We start from the raw sequence: 16,564 nt of genomic DNA, 5'->3' as shown, positions 1-16,564 counted from the left end.
AAGCTATTTTAGTTTTTATGATTAAGTGGTTGCAGTATTTTCATCATTTCGGGTGAAGTACACCGCCTTGGCTAGCGCAACTGTCCAATCGAGATTTTCAATATAAATATGATTTGGTATGCGCAATATGATTGGTGCGAAATTCAGAATGCCACGTACACCAGCATCGATTAGTTTTTGTGCAACATTTTGAGCATTGCTAGCTGGTACTGCGACGATACCAACTGGCAAATATTGTTCACGCATCACTTGGGGTAAATCTTGCAAGTGATAGGTGCGACAGCCATGAATAACTCGCCCTATTTTATCGCGATCGGTATCAAAAGCTGCTGCGATATAGAGATATGGGCGTTGACGTTCAACATAAGCAATAATGGCACGACCGAGGTTACCCACACCAACCAAGGCAACACCTTGAGATTTATGAGCGTCGAGTAGGTCGTTAATACTTTTTAGCAGTTCAGCAATGTCATAACCGCGATTGGGGCTACCAGAATAGCCAATTGCCATAAGGTCACGACGTACTTGTACTGCGCTAACTGAAGCCTCAGCAGCCAATTCATGTGAATACACAAAAGGTCGGCTGTTTAAGAGACTATGCAAACTGCGACGATACTGACAAAGGCGCCCAATGGATTTGTTTGATGCTTTAACTAGTTGATTTCGATTTGTTACAATTATCACGTTGTTACATCTTTCACATCATATTTGCCTATGAATCTATAAAAAGTCAAGATTCAGATTAGGGTTATTTTTTTGGATTGGTAGTTGAAAGATCTGTTGAAAAAAGCTCTATTTATTTTGAAGCTTCATCAACGTTTGTAATTTAGCATTTGCCGAAGTAGCAGCTTTGCGAACTTGAATGATGAGGGTTTCTATCGCCGGGGGTTTTACCATAAAATCAAAAGCCCCATCATCCATACCGGTTATTGCCTGTTGTACTGAGGGATGGCCGGTTAACATTATTACCTCAATGTGTTGATATTGTTGTTTTATTTGTTTTAACAATTCAAGGCCGCCAATTTCAGGCATAACCAAATCAAGAATGGCGACATCGAAATGTTGTTCTGCAAGTAACTCTAATGCCGCAGTAGCATTTGTAGAGGAAGACACCTTAAAGCCACGATGTGATAAAACTCTGTCTAATGAGGAAACGAATTCTTGATTATCATCAACTAAAAGTACTTTGATGTTTTCAATTGCTATTTCATTTTTACTATCAGAGCAGGCTCTATGGATTACTTTAACTAACTTATTGATATCACATGGTTTAGTAAGATATTCAAAGACGCCCATACGCGATATTTCAAAAGCCTGTTTTATTGTACCATGACCTGTAAGTATAATAACAGGTATATCGGGATTTTGTTGTTTAATTAATTGAAATACTTCAGAACCGTTTAAACCTGGCATTCGTTCATCTAAAATTATGGTATCAAAATTATTATGCCTAACGAGTTCGAGTGCACGAGCTCCATCTGCAGCAGTTTTTACATCTAGACCATGTCGATGAAGAGCGCGAGCAGTAATTTCTAAGTATTCAAGCTCATCATCTACAAGCAGAATGTGTAGCTTTTCGCTAGCCGGCATATTTTGTGCCCTGTAACGTTCAAGGGATTTAATTATAATTCTATTATACCCAAAGATTGCCTTTAATGCTCTACTCTCTAACACGTTGACGATACCATGTATTCCACAATGTTACATTAGCATTTACCATGCGTGCATCTCCGAGTATGCCTCTTTGGACTATGCCTAAATACTCAAAAAGATCAGCTACTTCACGTAGTGGTTTAAGCCCTAACTCGCGTTCTGCGTTGCGTAGCTCAATTGGTGAATTGGTTTCAATAAGTAGCTGCATGAGTAAATGCTCAGGCGCAGCGTAAGTACCACTATAATTAAGATCGCGACCGAAATCGATTTCATCCCAAACAGATTGCCATAAATTTGTAAGATCATTTTCTGCCTGGGTTACGGCAAGTTCAATATTATAAGGTGGATATTGCATTTCAAGTACTGCAAGTAGGCGTTGTAAGGCATAAGGATGTCCACCTGTTAAAGCAAAAAGTTGTTCAATAATCTGTGGTTCAAGTTGTGGAATTCCAGCACGGCATAAATTGCGGCACTCTTGCTCATTAAATAATCCTAAATTGTATTGTCTGGCAGCTTTAAATGGCGAATCAATATCAGTAAATGATTCTTTTAACATCCGCCCACCCGCTAATACTACTGAGGTATGATCATGAGAGATTTCGTTAGTCATTAGCTCACGAATAAATACAGCTTCTTCTTCGTGGACGGGCTCAAATAACAAATCGGCATTATCGATCAGCCAGACATAATGACTCCAAGCACTGGTGCCGACCGTAAGTTTTTCAAGTTGATTAATTTGCTCGCGCAAGGTTTTCCAGGGTTCTGGACATCTTTTCTGCAGAAGAGGATTTTCAGGCATTGGCGGTAATCCACCACTATCTACCGTAGCGCTACGAGCTCCTCGTATTAGTGCCTCCCAGTAATACTTTACAGTGACAAGTGCGATTTTATGCGGAACATTTACCATATCTATGTAGATTGGTGTTTGTCTGGTTTGCTTTTTGTTGGTTATGAGCTGTTCACGTAATAATTGATGTAACTGAGCCAGTATTGAAGTACGACCGATTTTAGAACCACCGCCAATAGCATAACTACGCCCCATACTAAAACCATCATTTATGGTGCGTAAAGCGGCAGAACGTCCGAAAAAACGACCTCCAACTACAGGCTTGTTGAAATTATAAAAGCCCATAAAAGCTTCCTAAGTGGGCAATAATTATTACGAACTAAGGTCACCTTTTATTGCAGCGCCTCAGTAATTGAGCGGTAGAGTTCATCCCCAAGTGCTTCTTGGCCGATCGCTTTAGCTTCTTGAAGTGTCTGTATTGCTATCTCGTCACTGCCTTGGTCACGATAAGCTAGACCGAGCATGTATAAATAATATCCGCGTTCTGCTGCCTGTGTATTTTCAGTTTGGTAAGCCAATTTTTCTAATTGGGTGATACGGTCTTTACGGGTGCGTTTGGCTTCGTCGGTTTTGCCATCAGATTCGTGAATAACTTCAATAAATGAAAGAGCCGTTACTGTATGTGATGAAGGATTTTCTTGATAAGCCACTTTGCGAAGTTCGAGCAGTGCTTTTTGAGGGCGACGTTGATGAAATAAGCATAACCCAAAACTTGTGCGAGCTGCATCTGACCAAAAGGCTACCTTGCGTTTTGCAGCTTCTTCAAAATTTTCCATAGCTTCGCTTAAATTTCGTTCGCGAAACAACAAATCAAGTCCGATTTTATAAAGAGCCTCAGCAGCTTCAACTGATTGCGGATGTTCAGCGACAATCTGCTCGCGAATGCGACGAAGACCTTCAAGGTCATTTTGAGCATCAAAATTGGCGAGCTCGCTTAGAAGCACGTCAAGTTGGGCCATAGGTAAAACTCCAATTTGTGCCAAGCATATCGCATAAATTATTTATAAAATCTACTTTGTATACAATCGGGGTTAGCGATTTTATTTTGGCAAGCCAAGTTCTTTTTTCAGTTTGGCAATAATTGCAAAATACTCCTTACGTGAATATTTAAAGTTAAGAATATGAAAGTCTTTTTTAGATAAGCCAACACATCCAAAACAGTAATTACATTCAGAGCAAGAAATACAGCGAGTAAGATAAGCACTTTGGGTACAGTATTGCGAATCAATTAAATATGCACAACTGTGGCATGATATACATGAATCACAATGGGAGAGATTGCTGCAATTAATACAATTTTGACAATGGGTGCAGCGATAGCAATTCTCCAGCCCGTCAGAAAACATGCATAAAGTCGAGGCTTGGATGTTAGTTGAATTGATACACCCATTATTTGGCCGTTCGTTTTGAAACCAACGTTCAAGACGGGAAAACTCATTTTGAAATTCGCCTCGATCCATATGCTATGGGATAGCCTAGGCTGAGGTGTATGGTCAAATATCTCATGCATTTTTATGAGCATCATAGTGAAATGATCGCGGTATATTCCGTCTAACTAGTGTTTTTTATTGGTATAATGTTGAAAATGATAAATAGTAAAAATGTTGTCTCGACTATTACTCAGTACAGATATAAAGAAATTACATGGACAATATTTTACCTTATGAGCATGAGCGCATTGAAATTGAACTTCCAACTCGTTTATGGCTTGACGAGGTGCGCTTTGGTAGAGAGGTTCGTTTTGAGGGATACGCTAAAACACGCGATCTCTCAATCGGCGGTACATTTATTCAATCTGAATATTTGCTGCCAGTAGGTTGCCCTATTAATCTTGAAATGTCGCTTGATGATGGCGACATTCTCAGTGCTCGTGGTGAAGTGGTGCATCGTCTTAACGAAGATGAAGGCGATGAACCAGGTATGGGCATTGTTTTTACTGCTGTTGATGCTGAGAACCGTGAAAGATTATTAAGGTTTTTTGTTAGTGATAGAGTTCGTGAATTCTATGAGAAACGTTTTTTAATAGAATTCCCACATCTTGGTGGAGTAATGTCTTTGCAAGATGTAGCCATTATTATTAACCTTTGGGAGGACAAAGACGGTCGTTTAACATCGTTGCGTTCTCCTGCTGCAGATAAAGTTGATCAAGAGTATAGAAACCAGGAAGTAAGGGCTACTAAACGTCGCACCCGTAGCAAGGCTAAAGCTTGATATAGGTGTATAACTTTATTTGCTTGAATATATTATGCAACATTTTGGGCGTTATGAGCTAATTAGACGCATTAGTGTCGGAGGAATGGCTGAGATATTTCTGGCCCGTTCATCGAGTCTTGATGGTTTTGAAAAAGAATTAGTAATTAAAAGAGTACGTTCTGATTTATCTATTGATGACACGTTTGCTTCAATGTTTATTGAAGAAGGTCGTGTTTCAATTTCGTTGTCGCATCCAAATATCGTACAGGTTTTTGATTTTGGTGAGTATCAAGGCGCTTATTACTTAGCAATGGAATATATTGAAGGCTGTAATTTAGAGCAACTATGTCATTTAGATGGAATCGCAAAAGTTGGTCTTGATCCTCCGCTAGCGCTGCTAATTATCGCTGAAGTTTTAAAAGCACTTGATTATGCTCATAATAAACGCGGTCGAGATAATGAACGACTAAATTTAGTTCATCGTGATGTAAGCCCGCACAATGTTTTTATTTCTAATGATGGTACAGTAAAACTTGGCGACTTTGGGGTTGCAAAAATGCGGGGCCGAGTTACCCAGACAAGCCCAGGCATGGTTATGGGTAAAGCGGCATATATGGCACCCGAGCATTTACGTGGAAAAGCAATTGATTGTCGCAGTGATATTTTTTCAGCTGGGGTTGTGCTGTGGGAAGCTTTAGTTGGTGGGGCATTATATGCAGCTGATGTTAATGCGGGTATATTCGATCGTATCTTAGCTGCAAAAATTGACCCTCCATCAAAACGTAACTCTAAATTGCCGGCAAGCATTGACGCTCTAGTAATGGGAGCATTAGCAAAAGAGCCAGGGCAACGATATTCTAGCGCCCGAGAATTTGGTCAGCAGATCCATGCTTATTTAGTTAAACAGTATCCGCAAGCAAGTCTTTATGATTTGCAAAATTTTATGTCATCGCATCCAGATGTTTTAAGTAAGGATGGTGAAAAAATAACAAGAGATACGATTGTTAATATCAGGCAAGACTCATCTAATCAGCCATCGGGCGATGAGTCCAAGTTAAAAAATATTTCATTGAAAGAATCATTGCAGGCACCACATGAGTGGAGCAAAGATATTCAAATACTAAGTGAAAGATTTAAACAACGACCAAGTCTATGGGTACTGCTTAATTTAGCTAAACAGTGTGCTAATGAAGGCGATGTTGCTTCTGCCATGCTTTGCTATCGCATAACAGCTATTAAATTTGCTGAACGAGGTTTATTAGCACAATCATTATTATGTTGTCGTTATATGTTAGCGTTAGCAACCCAGGTTGAAGCGGCCGCCATGGCGCCAATTATTGCAGCGATTCCTAATAATGCAGGTCAACAAAAAAGCCACACTATGGCAAATGCCTTAGCGGTTGGCGGGCCTATGGCAGATTTGCTTTCTGAATTATTAATCTATGCGCCGACTCCAGCAAATGATTCCGGGCAATCAACACCATTATTAGCTGAACTTGATGGAACCAGCTTTGCCGAACTTGCAGGTACGGCGCCGTTGCTTACGTTTTCTGAAGGTGAAGCCATTGTTAAGCAAGGTGATGGTGGCCGTACAATGTTTCTTATCGCACGTGGGCGCGTGTTAGTTTATGCTACTACCCCAGATAAGCAGCGAGTTTATTTGTCTTCACTTATGGCAGGTGATTTTTTTGGTGAGAATGCATTTTTTACTGGATCAGCACGTAGCGCTACCGTTGAAGCTATTGCGCCCACAGAAGTTTTCGAGATTGATCGACAACTATATAACAACATCACTGCTGGACATGCGAAGGCTAGTGGAATTTTATTAGATTTTTATAAAGAAAGAATAGTTGAAACTGTGTTAGCAAAATCGCCAGTTTTTGGATTACTTGATAATGAACAACGGCGTTCAATAGTCGAGCATTTTGTCCCGCGAGTTTTTCATGATGGCGAATTGGTAGTTAAAGAAGGAGCGCATAGCGATCAAATTTATTTAATAAAAGATGGTGAAGGAGAGGTATTTACCGGTAGCGGTGAACAAAAAGTTGTATTGTCATCACTTGGGCCAGGCACGTTGTTTGGTGAAATAGCAGCATTACGAGGTATTGCCCGTACTGCTTCGGTAATAGCTAAAGGTAAACTCGAAGTACTCGAACTTTCGCGTAATGCTTTTGAAACTATATTAAGTATAACACCAGAACTAAAACAACGTATTTTAGCAGTTGTTAGTGAACGCACCCGTAGCAATATGGATAAATTGTTAGGGGGTTTGCGTTTAATGACATAGTGACTTAATAACTAGGGGCTACTTATTTTCAATTTAATATTAGGCATTTGGTTTTTATATAACCAAAGATAGACGCCATAAGAACGAAGCACTCGTTTAACATAGCCGCGAGTCTCTTGAATAGATATTTCTTCAACCAGCACATCAAGGCCTTCGGTGCCAAAACGTTTCCACCAACTTTTAGCGGCGCGATTGCCAGCATTGTAGGCACAAAGCGCTAAAGCTAAACATCCATGATAATGTTTAATCAATGAAGCTAAAAAGGCGCCGCCAAGTTTGGTGTTCAAATTAGCGTCTAGCAATTCTTCAACATGTTGAATTTTAAGCGGTGGTTTTAGCAATCTACCCGCATCACGCGCGGTTGATAATAATAATTGGGTAAGGCCATAGGCACCAGCCCAACTGACAACCTGTTCATCAAAAGCACTTTCTTCACGTGCTAAAGCTTGTAACAACATAGTTGGTATATTATTCAAGGATTCAGCAGCAGCGATTTCTTCATGCCAAGCTAAGGGATATGCGGCTCGCCAAATCGCGATGGTTTCAGAGTTTGGCCACCGGCTTAAATCATCGGCAAACTCGGTGCGTAGCCGCCAATGTGCTTCTTGATAAGCACCAGCATGATCAAATAGTAGTGCTAAATACAAACGTAAATCGCGTTCACAAGTTGGTGTTGAAGTTTGGCGGTTATCTTCATGATAGGTTCCTTGCTTTGAGGAAACCCCTAACGCAGCAGCATGCGTAGATGAAACAATTTTCATTTCGGGCAAGTTTATTGTGCGTAATATAATTTGAGCATCATTGGTAAGACCAAGTGCCAATAAGGGCTCAATACGAGTAAATTTAGATTGATGGTCGATGTATAATGCACAAGCAGGGTCAACTAGATTATTGTTAGTAGAAGATGGTTGTGGTAGTGAGATGTGTGTCAGTTTGATTGCCATTTTGTCATCTAAAGCGATGATGCGGTTCAGAGCAATTTGAGCATAATAACCCATAGCCTCAGCATTAAAAGCACTTTGATAAGCGTTGAGAGCTTGCGATAAATTATTTTGTTTTTCAGCAATACGCCCAAGCCAATAATATCCACGCGCAGTATCTTGAGGAGTCATACTGCAATCACTGGCTAGCATATTGTTTAGGGCATTTTTTGCTTTGTCTAAGTAATTTTGGCGATAATTCATCCATGCCAAACGCCATCGCGCTTCAAGACAATAATCATCTTTAAATTTTAAATTATTAATACGTTTATAATAAGTAGTTGCTTTTTCTAGATGACCTTTACGCGAAAGAATATCTCCAGCCCAAAATAGCACATCATCAGTCATAGAATGATTAGGGTAAAGTTTTGCAAAATCATCAATGATAGACAGGGAACGCAAGCCATCGCGAATCGAAACTACTTTAGCAAGGAGATAACGCGAACGTCTAAGGAACTCAGCATCGTTATGACATGATTTAACTGCTAGTTTAAAGGCTGATTCACTACGAGAGTATTTGCGAAGTTTGCGCAGAGATAATCCGAGAGCAAAATTTTTAATGCATAGTTGTTTTTCATTAAGAGCGCTATCATTAAGAGTACTAATTTCGCTGACTACACGCTTATTACGATTTGCCGCCAGCAGTATATCTATTCTCGTTAATAATTCGTCGGTACTTAATTTGATATTTTCAGAAAGTAGTTTTGGTGTTAGTTGTGATACAGGCTCTTGAATATAGCGTAGTTTTTCAGTGGCTAATGCTTCATTAACGTTACCAAGTTTTTGTAAGGCAGTAATTTTTAATCCTAAAAGGCGACTACGAAAATCGGGGTCATCATGACTGCGCAAGCTATCGAATTTTTCAAAATATTTTAAAAATTCGGAGGGCATTTTTATCGCCAGTGCTTTTGCTACGGGAAAGATGGCACTTAAAACTAACGGGTCGTTTTTTTGCATTAGCGGCGCCAGAGTATTTATTGCTTCTTGCACATCGTCTCGCAATAATGCCAAGAGACTTTTTTCAATAGCTACTAGAGGTTCAAGTTCTGGAATAATTGCAGCTTTGGGTAATTCTTGCTCCGCTTTGAGCACGTCACCAAGAGTGCGCCAAGCACGAGCACGTAGTAATGCGGCAGCGGGTGTATCGATTTGATCAATTAAAGTTAGGGCTTCAACAAATTGGTTTTTAATTATCAAGTTATTAGCTTGCTTAATTATTTTTAAATTCTGTGAAGCATCCGCTAAGAGTTCTTGTTTTTGAGGTTCTTTATAAGATACTGGTGTTGGATTTGAGGTTGCTAACACAAGGTGCATGGCAAATATTATACAATTCATAACGATAATTGATAGCATTGGTATTTATGGAGGTCTACTTTGCCGCCGAGAGTTTTAAAAATTATTGTCGTTTTTTTTGACGGATTAGGTTTTTTAATGTGTGGTGTTAAGATTATGAATTCTTACGTTTTAAAACTACTTTTATATACCACAACAATTTCAATTATAACCGCCACTACGGCAGTAAATTTAGTTAAAGCCAACAATCAGCGTGAATTGATAATTTTGTTATTAATTGATGCCACACGGCCAGATCATCTAAGTGCATATGGATATAAACGACCAACTAGTCCTAATATTGATACGTTAGCTAAGCAAGGTAAGTTATATACGCAAGTTTATGCCAATGCTCCGTGGACACGCCCATCGACAACAAGTTTTTTAACCGGCATAAATGCTTCACGACATCAAACTGAAACTAGTTCAAGTACATTACCTAAAGGCATTGAGACGCTAGCGCAAAGGTTACGAAAAGTGGGTTTTGCCACTAGCGGTTTTAGCGCTAATAGCAATGGTGGTTCTCCGGCGCAATTACAACGTGGTTTTGATATTTTTGAGGATCCTACTAATACATATACTAAAAAGTTACGTGGTAAAACTTATAATGGTCTGCCTAGAGGTATGTTTATTGTCGATAGAGCAATTGAACATTTGCAAAAATCAAAAGCGCAGCGTGAATTCGTTTTCATCTTTTTAGTCGATCCCCACGATCCCTATAATGCACCGCCAAATTTAGAAAAATTATTTTTAGGTAATTTTAGTGGCAAAATTAGACGTACTGCTTTTTGGGAGGTGAATAATAATTATCCCGAAGATGAACGTTTCTCAATGCAAGCTATTTATGATGCTGGTATTAAATTTGCTGATAATGCAATTGGAAAATTAATAACAAACCTTAAAAAGATGGGAGTATATGATAATACAACATTATTTATTAGTGCAGATCATGGTGAAGGTTTTGGTGAGCATGGTTTTTATTTACATGCACATCATTTTTGGGATGAAGTCATTCGCATTCCACTTATAATACACGGACCAAGATTCACCAAAGGTACAGACGATCGACTCACTCAATCTTTGGATGTGACCGCTACTATTGTAGATCTGGCGCAAGCATCTGCAAAAGGCTTAACTGGTCATTCTTTACTTCAAGAACCTGTAATACAAAAAACCATCATATCTGAATATAACGAGTTTGGTATTCATCGTCAGGCGATTACTGATGGACATTATAAAGTAATTTGGCAAATACCAGCTGATGCAAAATGGTTTGATCGTGAAATTTCGAAACGTTCAAATTTGCCCTCAGTAAATTTTGTTCATGAGACAGTGCATGTTTTTGATTTGCTTAAAGATCCTAAAGAAAAAGATAATCTTGCGGATAATATGCCAAAAATAGCACAGAATCTATTAGAGCAATTGCGTGAGTTCGTCGGCAAAGGTAATTTTCGCAAATCTCAATTAGGGACACCCCCTAAGAAGTTATGGCGTATATTGCATTGACGCGCTAAGGTGCCTTTTTAATGCGAAAACCTATTATATTCTTTCTCTACTTTTTAAGTTTATTTGGATGCGGCAACGCGGCGACCACGTCAAACGTTCCGCCGGTAGTGATAGCACCTGTTGCTCCTCATTCTAAAACAAGTATTAAGGAACAAAAACTTCAGCAGCTTGGCAGCATTAATAATACTGTTGTTTATGAAAAAGATTTAGACCCTCAAATTATTGCCAAGCTAAGTGAGCTACATAACGAAAGCGAACAAAGACGTTTACATTTGCTTTGGCTAGGTTTTGAAGATGCGATTAGTAAGAAATTACTGGCACAAGAAGCACAAAGGCGCAAAATCAGTGTTGAAGCGCTACGCGAGCAAGAAATTTTTGCCAACATTGAAAAACCTAGCGATGAAGAGATACAAGAATTCTACGATCAAAACGCTGATCAAATCGGTATAGATTTTGAAACGGCGGGTTCACAAATTCGTGCTGAATTAACTGCACAAAGAGCGCGAGAAGCCGAAAGAGCATTTATTGATCAGTTACGTGAATCTGTTGAAATTAAATACAATTTACCGATTAACGAATTACCTCGCATAAAATTTAATGCAGGTGAAGGACCATCGTGGGGGTCAAGAAATGCCAAGGTGGTCATTGTTGAATTTAGTGACTTTCAATGTCCGTATTGCGCTCGTGCCTCAGTAATTTTAAAAAAACTTAGTGAATTATATCCAAACGACCTACGTATAGAATTTCGCAATTTTCCACTAAAACAACATCATGCAGCATACGAAGCTGCCAAAGCCGCGTTGTGTGCAAATGAACAGGGTAAATTTTGGCAATACCACGATCTGCTTTTTGCAAACTCACGTGCTTTGGGCGCAGATGATCTGCAACGCTACGCAAATGAAGTCGCCATTGATACGGACAAATTTAGCAAATGTCTAGCTTCAGATCGCCCTGGTCATTTATTAGAAAAAATGGCAGCACTAGGGCAACAGATTGATATTCAGGGTACACCGGCAATTTATCTAAATGGTATACAGCTTATCGGTTTACTACCGCTGCCAATTATGCAAGCTTTAATAGATAATGAGATAAGTAACCTTTAAAAATCGAAATAAACCAAGACGAGGCACATAATGTTCGATGGAGTTAAAGTTTTTACCGCCACCAAACAAAAAGAGCGTGATGAATTAGGTGAAACGGTTACTCGTTGGCTAACAGAAAAACAACAACAGCTAGAAATTGTTGATAAAGCGGTCAAGCAGAGTTCAGATAATGAATACCATTGTTTAAGTATTGTATTGTTTTATCGAAATAAAAAATAATCGGGGGTATGTGAATTATCATGATTGTTTTCGGCCAACGGGTCATGATCAGCAACTTACTGGTCTTATGTGTCATTATTTCGGTAACGCTCATTGCTTGCAGCACGCCAAATAGAAATTACAATCCGGCTCGTGGTTGGGTGCGTTTTTCGATACCACCAAAAAACGCGGTGGCGGTGTTAAACCCACAGCGTTCACTTGCTTTGAAAGTATGGTCGGCAAGCGGTGATCAAGAAGTGTCTTTACTTTGTAAAGCTTTGCATGAAAAGCTGCAGGCAGCCCAACTTTTCTCCACTGTTACAAAAGGATGTGATGGTACTGCTAAAGCTGACTATCTTCTCGATGTGCAACTAACCGAGATCATTCGTCTCGATAAGAAGGATATGTTTTGGCGGTTGCCGTCTACCCCTGATCCGTTGTTGGAGACCTTAGTAATTTTGAAGGATAAAGCTAATGGCAAACTGCTCTTTGAAGCTACAATAGTTACCCTGGCCATGTACAGTGGTCACGCTGGAGAATGCACTGGTTGTGAATTGCCTTCAGGCTCTGATCTGTTACACTGCCTATTGCGGAAACATCTGAAATAATTGATGTTTCCGCACCTTTTATTATCTCAAAAAAGCTCGATCTGCTCTGGTATCCGTTCATGATCTTTCGGTTTTCGCGAGAAAAAGCACTCCATGCGAGCGTATTGTTTGTCTGTAAATCGCAAAATTCGTACCTGACCATCAGTAGGCATCTCTGCTTTCACTCGGTTGCAGTGTACAATAGCATTTTCTTCGCTCGGACTTGGCCGAGAATATACAGAAAATTGCAACATATTAAAACCATCCTGTTTCAAGTACTGACGAAATTTAGTTGCGCGTTTCCGCTGCTGTTTGCTCTTTACCGGCAGGTCAAACATCACTAAAACCCACATAGCTCTGTACCCACTCAATGACATTTTAGTCATCCACGAGGCAACAGCAAATGGCTAGCTGCCTGTTTGGCGCTGATTTTGTCTTTGTATTTCTGGGCGATGCAATCAGCAAACGAGCTCGCTGTCTTCTCAATCATATAGCTCAGCAAAAAGTGCTCTTTGCCACAAAACACATCCTTTGAAAGCACATGCAGCAGTCGCTGTTTGGCCTCTTTATCCATCTCACTCTTGTTGTCTGCCAATAATCCGAGAACGATACGATCTACATAGGGTCGAAAGGGCTCCATCAAATCATCAGCCAAACAAAATCTCGCATACTTGTTTCGATGATGAATGCCCAGTGAAGGCTGCATACCAGCAATACAGATGGCGCGTGCCATCGCTGCCCGCAGTATCGCATATCCATAGTTCAGTAATCCATTGGGCGGCGCGCCATCGGGTTTACGACGAAACGGCTCTTTTATATGTTTGGCAAAGGCTCTCGGCCAATAATATTGGGCAGCTTGTGATTCAAGATTGGTCGCATCACCAGTTTTTACTTCCCCACTCAGTCTGCGCAAAAAACGTTGCTCGGCTTCACCAGATAACACGAGAGATTGATTCAGTATTTTCTGCGCCACAATCTTGGCCCACAGTTGTTTGGCAACAGGCTCTGGCGTAGCCGCCAGCATGCGGTAGCGCTCAGCATGTGTAGAGTTACTCCAAAATGGTAAAAAGAGACCGTTGGGTTGCGACTTGTCGTCTACCGACAACATGCCGACGCCCGCCGTAGCCAAGGCATTGAGCGCGCCGGCAGAGACAGAGACACCATTAGAGCCTAAAACAACAAGGTTGAGGTCTTCTGGGTGAACACGACAACACAGATCGTTGTTGAAGCGAACTTCAATGCACTTGTCATGCACTCGTAGTGACATTCCTTTCGTCGAAACTTCGATGGTTCTTTTCATGATCGTCCCTAGAGTCTTTTCACTAGAAAACGATCTCTCAGTCGTTGGCTTTTGAGACACGGCCGAGGGGATCTACTTGCACTTTCCTTACATCGAGTTGTTCCCATGACTTTATGGATGACACTCGTTTAAACGGTGTTTTTGCGGCCAAAGTCGCTTCTCTGGAATCACGCGCATCGCGGATGCAAACATCGAAATCTTGTGCAAACTTTTGCACCACACACAAAGTCTCTTCGCCAGTGACAGGATTAGTCGCAAGTAGCGATTCTTTGCGACAAAGCGACATCAGGAACGTGCCATTCTCATCCTGTCTATTAACCGGTGCATACCGATTATCACCTTTGTGAATTCTAGCAATCGCTTCAATCATCGGCACCGTGACAACCTTTGTTTGCAGCGTACCTTTCGCGCTATCGCCCTGTGCCACAAATACCATGTGGTGATTATTGCCGAGCTTGGCGTATCGATGTTTTAGCTTGTGGGGGTTGTTCATAGAAACTTGCACGCGAGCCTTTTTCACCGAAACACCGGACTTTTGTAATAATGGTTTATCAATGTCAAAGGCACCTTTGGGTAGAGGGCTTTTGGGATCACCGTCCCAACCGCATGCTTTGGCACGTTCTTTAGCAAGCTCGCGAATGCCCAGGTCAATAATTTCCTCCAGAGGCTCTCCTTTCTCCATTTTTTCTAAAGGTTTGCGAAACGCACATTTACCCACCACCAGCTTCCCTTTGTTATCTTTAACAGGCCCATAGAACGTCTCTTGATGCAGAGCACCGTTAATCTTCTTGCACACACGATGCGATACATTAATTTGTGACGTGACCATCTTCACGTCATCGGCGAACTTCGGCCATGGTTCCATAAACGTCGGCTTTGTGTTTTTAGTGTCGCGCGTTTTCCAATAGTCTTGGTATCGCTTTAAAAATGCGCGCGACGAAAGGGCAATCACCACCGCATCAATGGCATGGTGCCGGTGATCGTCACGAGATTTTAGGGGATTGCCATCGTCGTCTTGCTTTCCAGATACAATTATTTTGCCATCAGCGTTGATCAAAGGCGGCAGGATATCGTTAAGAGCTAGCTGACGGCGAAGCTCTGCCGTCAATCCTCCCCGGCAACTCATCACCGCCTTTTCGCCATCCTTCAGCTCTGGTGGCAGGGCTTTAGAAAGTAGCGCTGGCAGAACATTAAAACGATCACTTACGCCTCGATTTGGATATGCGCACAAGATAGCTTCATATTCATTCTTTCCCTCGTACAGATAGGGCAGTAATTTCTGAATCGCTTTTAGTGAGTAACCGAGATACCCATCCCCAGACTCCCATTGTAGTAGACCATCAAGTTTAGTTTCTTCTAAGTCATAGGGCGACAACAACTCACGCAGTTTGTTTGGATCTTCTTCTTTGATGAGCCCCTTGCGGATCTTTGCCTTCTCAGTCTCAGAAATCGTCTTCCACTTCTTTTGGCCAAACGCCGCGCGCAACTTTGCCTCGAATTCGTCACCTTTCAGCGAAGTACGATGTCCTCTTTCTAGATTGAAGGTCACTTCTTTTTCGCCGCCGAGTTTCTTTTCAAAATCTTTGCGCAGACTGTCGAATTTAACTTCTCCTGAAATTCGGGCAGCACGCGCTAAAGCTATATATAGTGAAGACGAAGGCTTGAGCATTGGTAAATCGCACGAAAATCCCTACATTGCACAAATCTATCGTGAGTTTTTAGTCGATGGGCCGTGCAGCAAGAAGAGTTATGAGTTATTACATACTCATTATACTAACCGTGGTAATGCTATCGTTTAGCTAGCCACCCTTTGTCTGTATGTTTCTGCAGCTCAACTCCAATTTACCATCCAACGCCATTCTGAAGGAGTGTTTTCGCGCTTAACGTATGGATCTTTCTCGCCGCTGAGCTCACATAGCGCACAGATATATCCTGATATTACCTCTGCCAATGTATCATTGAGATCCGGATAATCACGCACAATAAATACCGCTGTTTTCGCACTAAGACGTTGCGCCACTACCTGACCTTTATTGTAATGATTACTCCAGATCCGTGCTGCCTGCTCCAACAGAAATGGAATAGTGCTAATTCTTATTAATAATCGATAGATACCAGTATAGCTGACGCGACACGACTCGAAGCCGAGTTGACGTAAACAATCGTTATGATTGCCGGGATAGAGTGTCTTGGCTCCTTGCTTATATATTATTGCCGCGATATCCGTGGGGATCCATGATAAGGGTAGCACGGTTTTATAGATTTCAGCCGCTTTCACCGGAAGCGTTTTAATGAAAGCACTTTCAGCATCGCCTCCCAAATCGCGTAGCTTTTGTTTGATAAAGCAAACCGCTGTAGCTTTGATTTCGGCCATAAGCTGCCAACAATAATTTAGGTTTAGCAATAAAAACAAAAGCTATATGCCATGTAATTACCTTATCAAAAAGAATATTATCGCAAATATTGCTAAGGCACAAGAAACAGATTTGCAATGTTACTGATACGGTATATGTCCGCAGTATAAGCACGGGTAAATGTCCGCGATCAACATGGGCAAGGTGTAGTAGTTTGTCATGGA

At 41.0% G+C, this 16,564-nt stretch carries 16 protein-coding genes; 7 read left to right on the top strand and 9 right to left on the bottom strand.

Annotated features, from left to right (window positions below):
• Positions 1-21: 21 nt before the first annotated feature.
• From JW841_04235 to JW841_04220, 4 genes are all read right to left on the bottom strand, one after another.
• Positions 22-684, bottom strand: a complete 663-nt coding sequence (locus JW841_04235; protein ID MBN1960131.1) for a redox-sensing transcriptional repressor Rex — start codon at positions 682-684, stop codon at positions 22-24.
• Positions 685-792: 108 nt separating this feature from the next.
• The gene (locus JW841_04230; GenBank protein MBN1960130.1) at positions 793-1,590 is read right to left on the bottom strand and encodes a response regulator; all 798 of its coding nucleotides are present in this window, start codon (positions 1,588-1,590) and stop codon (positions 793-795) included.
• A 70-nt stretch (positions 1,591-1,660) separates the two neighbouring features.
• On the bottom strand, positions 1,661-2,785 hold the full coding sequence (locus JW841_04225) for a hypothetical protein (GenBank protein MBN1960129.1): 1,125 nt from the start codon (positions 2,783-2,785) through the stop codon (positions 1,661-1,663).
• 47 nt (positions 2,786-2,832) lie between these two features.
• Positions 2,833-3,459 (bottom strand): tetratricopeptide repeat protein, encoded by a 627-nt coding sequence (locus JW841_04220; GenBank protein ID MBN1960128.1) that lies wholly within the window; start codon positions 3,457-3,459, stop codon positions 2,833-2,835.
• 685 nt (positions 3,460-4,144) lie between these two features.
• On the opposite strand from JW841_04220, the gene JW841_04215 reads away from it, so the two are divergent.
• Positions 4,145-4,711, top strand: a complete 567-nt coding sequence (locus JW841_04215; protein ID MBN1960127.1) for a PilZ domain-containing protein — start codon at positions 4,145-4,147, stop codon at positions 4,709-4,711.
• A gap of 34 nt (positions 4,712-4,745) precedes the next feature.
• On the top strand, positions 4,746-6,980 hold the full coding sequence (locus tag JW841_04210; protein MBN1960126.1) for a cyclic nucleotide-binding domain-containing protein: 2,235 nt from the start codon (positions 4,746-4,748) through the stop codon (positions 6,978-6,980).
• Between the two features lie 11 nt (positions 6,981-6,991).
• On the opposite strand, the gene JW841_04205 is transcribed toward JW841_04210, so the two are convergent.
• On the bottom strand, positions 6,992-9,265 hold the full coding sequence (locus JW841_04205) for a transglycosylase SLT domain-containing protein (protein ID MBN1960125.1): 2,274 nt from the start codon (positions 9,263-9,265) through the stop codon (positions 6,992-6,994).
• Between the two features lie 144 nt (positions 9,266-9,409).
• On the opposite strand from JW841_04205, the gene JW841_04200 reads away from it, so the two are divergent.
• Genes JW841_04200 through JW841_04185 form a run of 4 tightly spaced genes read left to right on the top strand, consistent with a single transcriptional unit; the run spans position 9,410 to position 12,707 of the window.
• Entirely contained in the window at positions 9,410-10,798 is a 1,389-nt protein-coding gene (locus JW841_04200) for a sulfatase (protein ID MBN1960124.1), read from the top strand.
• A gap of 20 nt (positions 10,799-10,818) precedes the next feature.
• Positions 10,819-11,901 (top strand): thioredoxin domain-containing protein, encoded by a 1,083-nt coding sequence (locus JW841_04195; protein MBN1960123.1) that lies wholly within the window; start codon positions 10,819-10,821, stop codon positions 11,899-11,901.
• Positions 11,902-11,931: 30 nt separating this feature from the next.
• On the top strand, positions 11,932-12,120 hold the full coding sequence (locus tag JW841_04190; protein MBN1960122.1) for a hypothetical protein: 189 nt from the start codon (positions 11,932-11,934) through the stop codon (positions 12,118-12,120).
• Positions 12,121-12,140: 20 nt separating this feature from the next.
• Complete coding sequence (locus JW841_04185) at positions 12,141-12,707, top strand: hypothetical protein (GenBank protein MBN1960121.1); 567 nt, start codon at positions 12,141-12,143, stop codon at positions 12,705-12,707.
• A 26-nt stretch (positions 12,708-12,733) separates the two neighbouring features.
• Here JW841_04185 and cas2 read toward each other — a convergent pair whose 3' ends face one another.
• The 3 genes from cas2 to JW841_04170 are packed head-to-tail and all read right to left on the bottom strand — an operon-like array spanning position 12,734 to position 15,361.
• Positions 12,734-13,039: a CRISPR-associated endonuclease Cas2 gene (gene cas2 / locus JW841_04180; GenBank protein ID MBN1960120.1), complete on the bottom strand. Its 306-nt coding sequence runs from the start codon at positions 13,037-13,039 to the stop codon at positions 12,734-12,736.
• A gap of 29 nt (positions 13,040-13,068) precedes the next feature.
• Positions 13,069-13,986: a type II CRISPR-associated endonuclease Cas1 gene (cas1, locus tag JW841_04175; protein MBN1960119.1), complete on the bottom strand. Its 918-nt coding sequence runs from the start codon at positions 13,984-13,986 to the stop codon at positions 13,069-13,071.
• A 37-nt stretch (positions 13,987-14,023) separates the two neighbouring features.
• Positions 14,024-15,361 (bottom strand): hypothetical protein, encoded by a 1,338-nt coding sequence (locus tag JW841_04170; GenBank protein ID MBN1960118.1) that lies wholly within the window; start codon positions 15,359-15,361, stop codon positions 14,024-14,026.
• A gap of 34 nt (positions 15,362-15,395) precedes the next feature.
• On the opposite strand from JW841_04170, the gene JW841_04165 reads away from it, so the two are divergent.
• Positions 15,396-15,785 (top strand): iron hydrogenase small subunit, encoded by a 390-nt coding sequence (locus JW841_04165; protein MBN1960117.1) that lies wholly within the window; start codon positions 15,396-15,398, stop codon positions 15,783-15,785.
• A gap of 32 nt (positions 15,786-15,817) precedes the next feature.
• On the opposite strand, the gene JW841_04160 is transcribed toward JW841_04165, so the two are convergent.
• Positions 15,818-16,360, bottom strand: coding sequence for a hypothetical protein (locus JW841_04160; protein MBN1960116.1), 543 nt, complete (start codon positions 16,358-16,360; stop codon positions 15,818-15,820).
• Positions 16,361-16,564: the final 204 nt, after the last annotated feature.

This window comes from Deltaproteobacteria bacterium (assembly GCA_016931625.1).
In the GTDB taxonomy this organism is placed as follows: Bacteria; Myxococcota; XYA12-FULL-58-9; order XYA12-FULL-58-9; family JAFGEK01; genus JAFGEK01.
The sequence above is the reverse complement of the archived record's forward strand: the minus strand, read 5'-3'. Positions and strand labels throughout refer to the sequence as shown.

Excerpts from the sequence above, each read along its gene's own strand:
- cas1 (MBN1960119.1), bottom strand. The coding sequence starts at position 13,986 with ATGAAAAGAACCATCGAAGTTTCGACGAAAGGAATGTCACTACGAGTG.
- JW841_04215 (MBN1960127.1), top strand. The coding sequence starts at position 4,145 with ATGGACAATATTTTACCTTATGAGCATGAGCGCATTGAAATTGAACTT.
- JW841_04210 (MBN1960126.1), top strand. The coding sequence starts at position 4,746 with ATGCAACATTTTGGGCGTTATGAGCTAATTAGACGCATTAGTGTCGGA.
- JW841_04200 (MBN1960124.1), top strand. The coding sequence starts at position 9,410 with ATGAATTCTTACGTTTTAAAACTACTTTTATATACCACAACAATTTCA.
- JW841_04195 (MBN1960123.1), top strand. The coding sequence starts at position 10,819 with ATGCGAAAACCTATTATATTCTTTCTCTACTTTTTAAGTTTATTTGGA.
- JW841_04160 (MBN1960116.1), bottom strand. The coding sequence starts at position 16,360 with ATGGCCGAAATCAAAGCTACAGCGGTTTGCTTTATCAAACAAAAGCTA.
- JW841_04190 (MBN1960122.1), top strand. The coding sequence starts at position 11,932 with ATGTTCGATGGAGTTAAAGTTTTTACCGCCACCAAACAAAAAGAGCGT.
- JW841_04230 (MBN1960130.1), bottom strand. The coding sequence starts at position 1,590 with ATGCCGGCTAGCGAAAAGCTACACATTCTGCTTGTAGATGATGAGCTT.
- cas2 (MBN1960120.1), bottom strand. The coding sequence starts at position 13,039 with ATGTGGGTTTTAGTGATGTTTGACCTGCCGGTAAAGAGCAAACAGCAG.
- JW841_04220 (MBN1960128.1), bottom strand. The coding sequence starts at position 3,459 with ATGGCCCAACTTGACGTGCTTCTAAGCGAGCTCGCCAATTTTGATGCT.
- JW841_04185 (MBN1960121.1), top strand. The coding sequence starts at position 12,141 with ATGATTGTTTTCGGCCAACGGGTCATGATCAGCAACTTACTGGTCTTA.
- JW841_04165 (MBN1960117.1), top strand. The coding sequence starts at position 15,396 with ATGAGCCCCTTGCGGATCTTTGCCTTCTCAGTCTCAGAAATCGTCTTC.
- JW841_04225 (MBN1960129.1), bottom strand. The coding sequence starts at position 2,785 with ATGGGCTTTTATAATTTCAACAAGCCTGTAGTTGGAGGTCGTTTTTTC.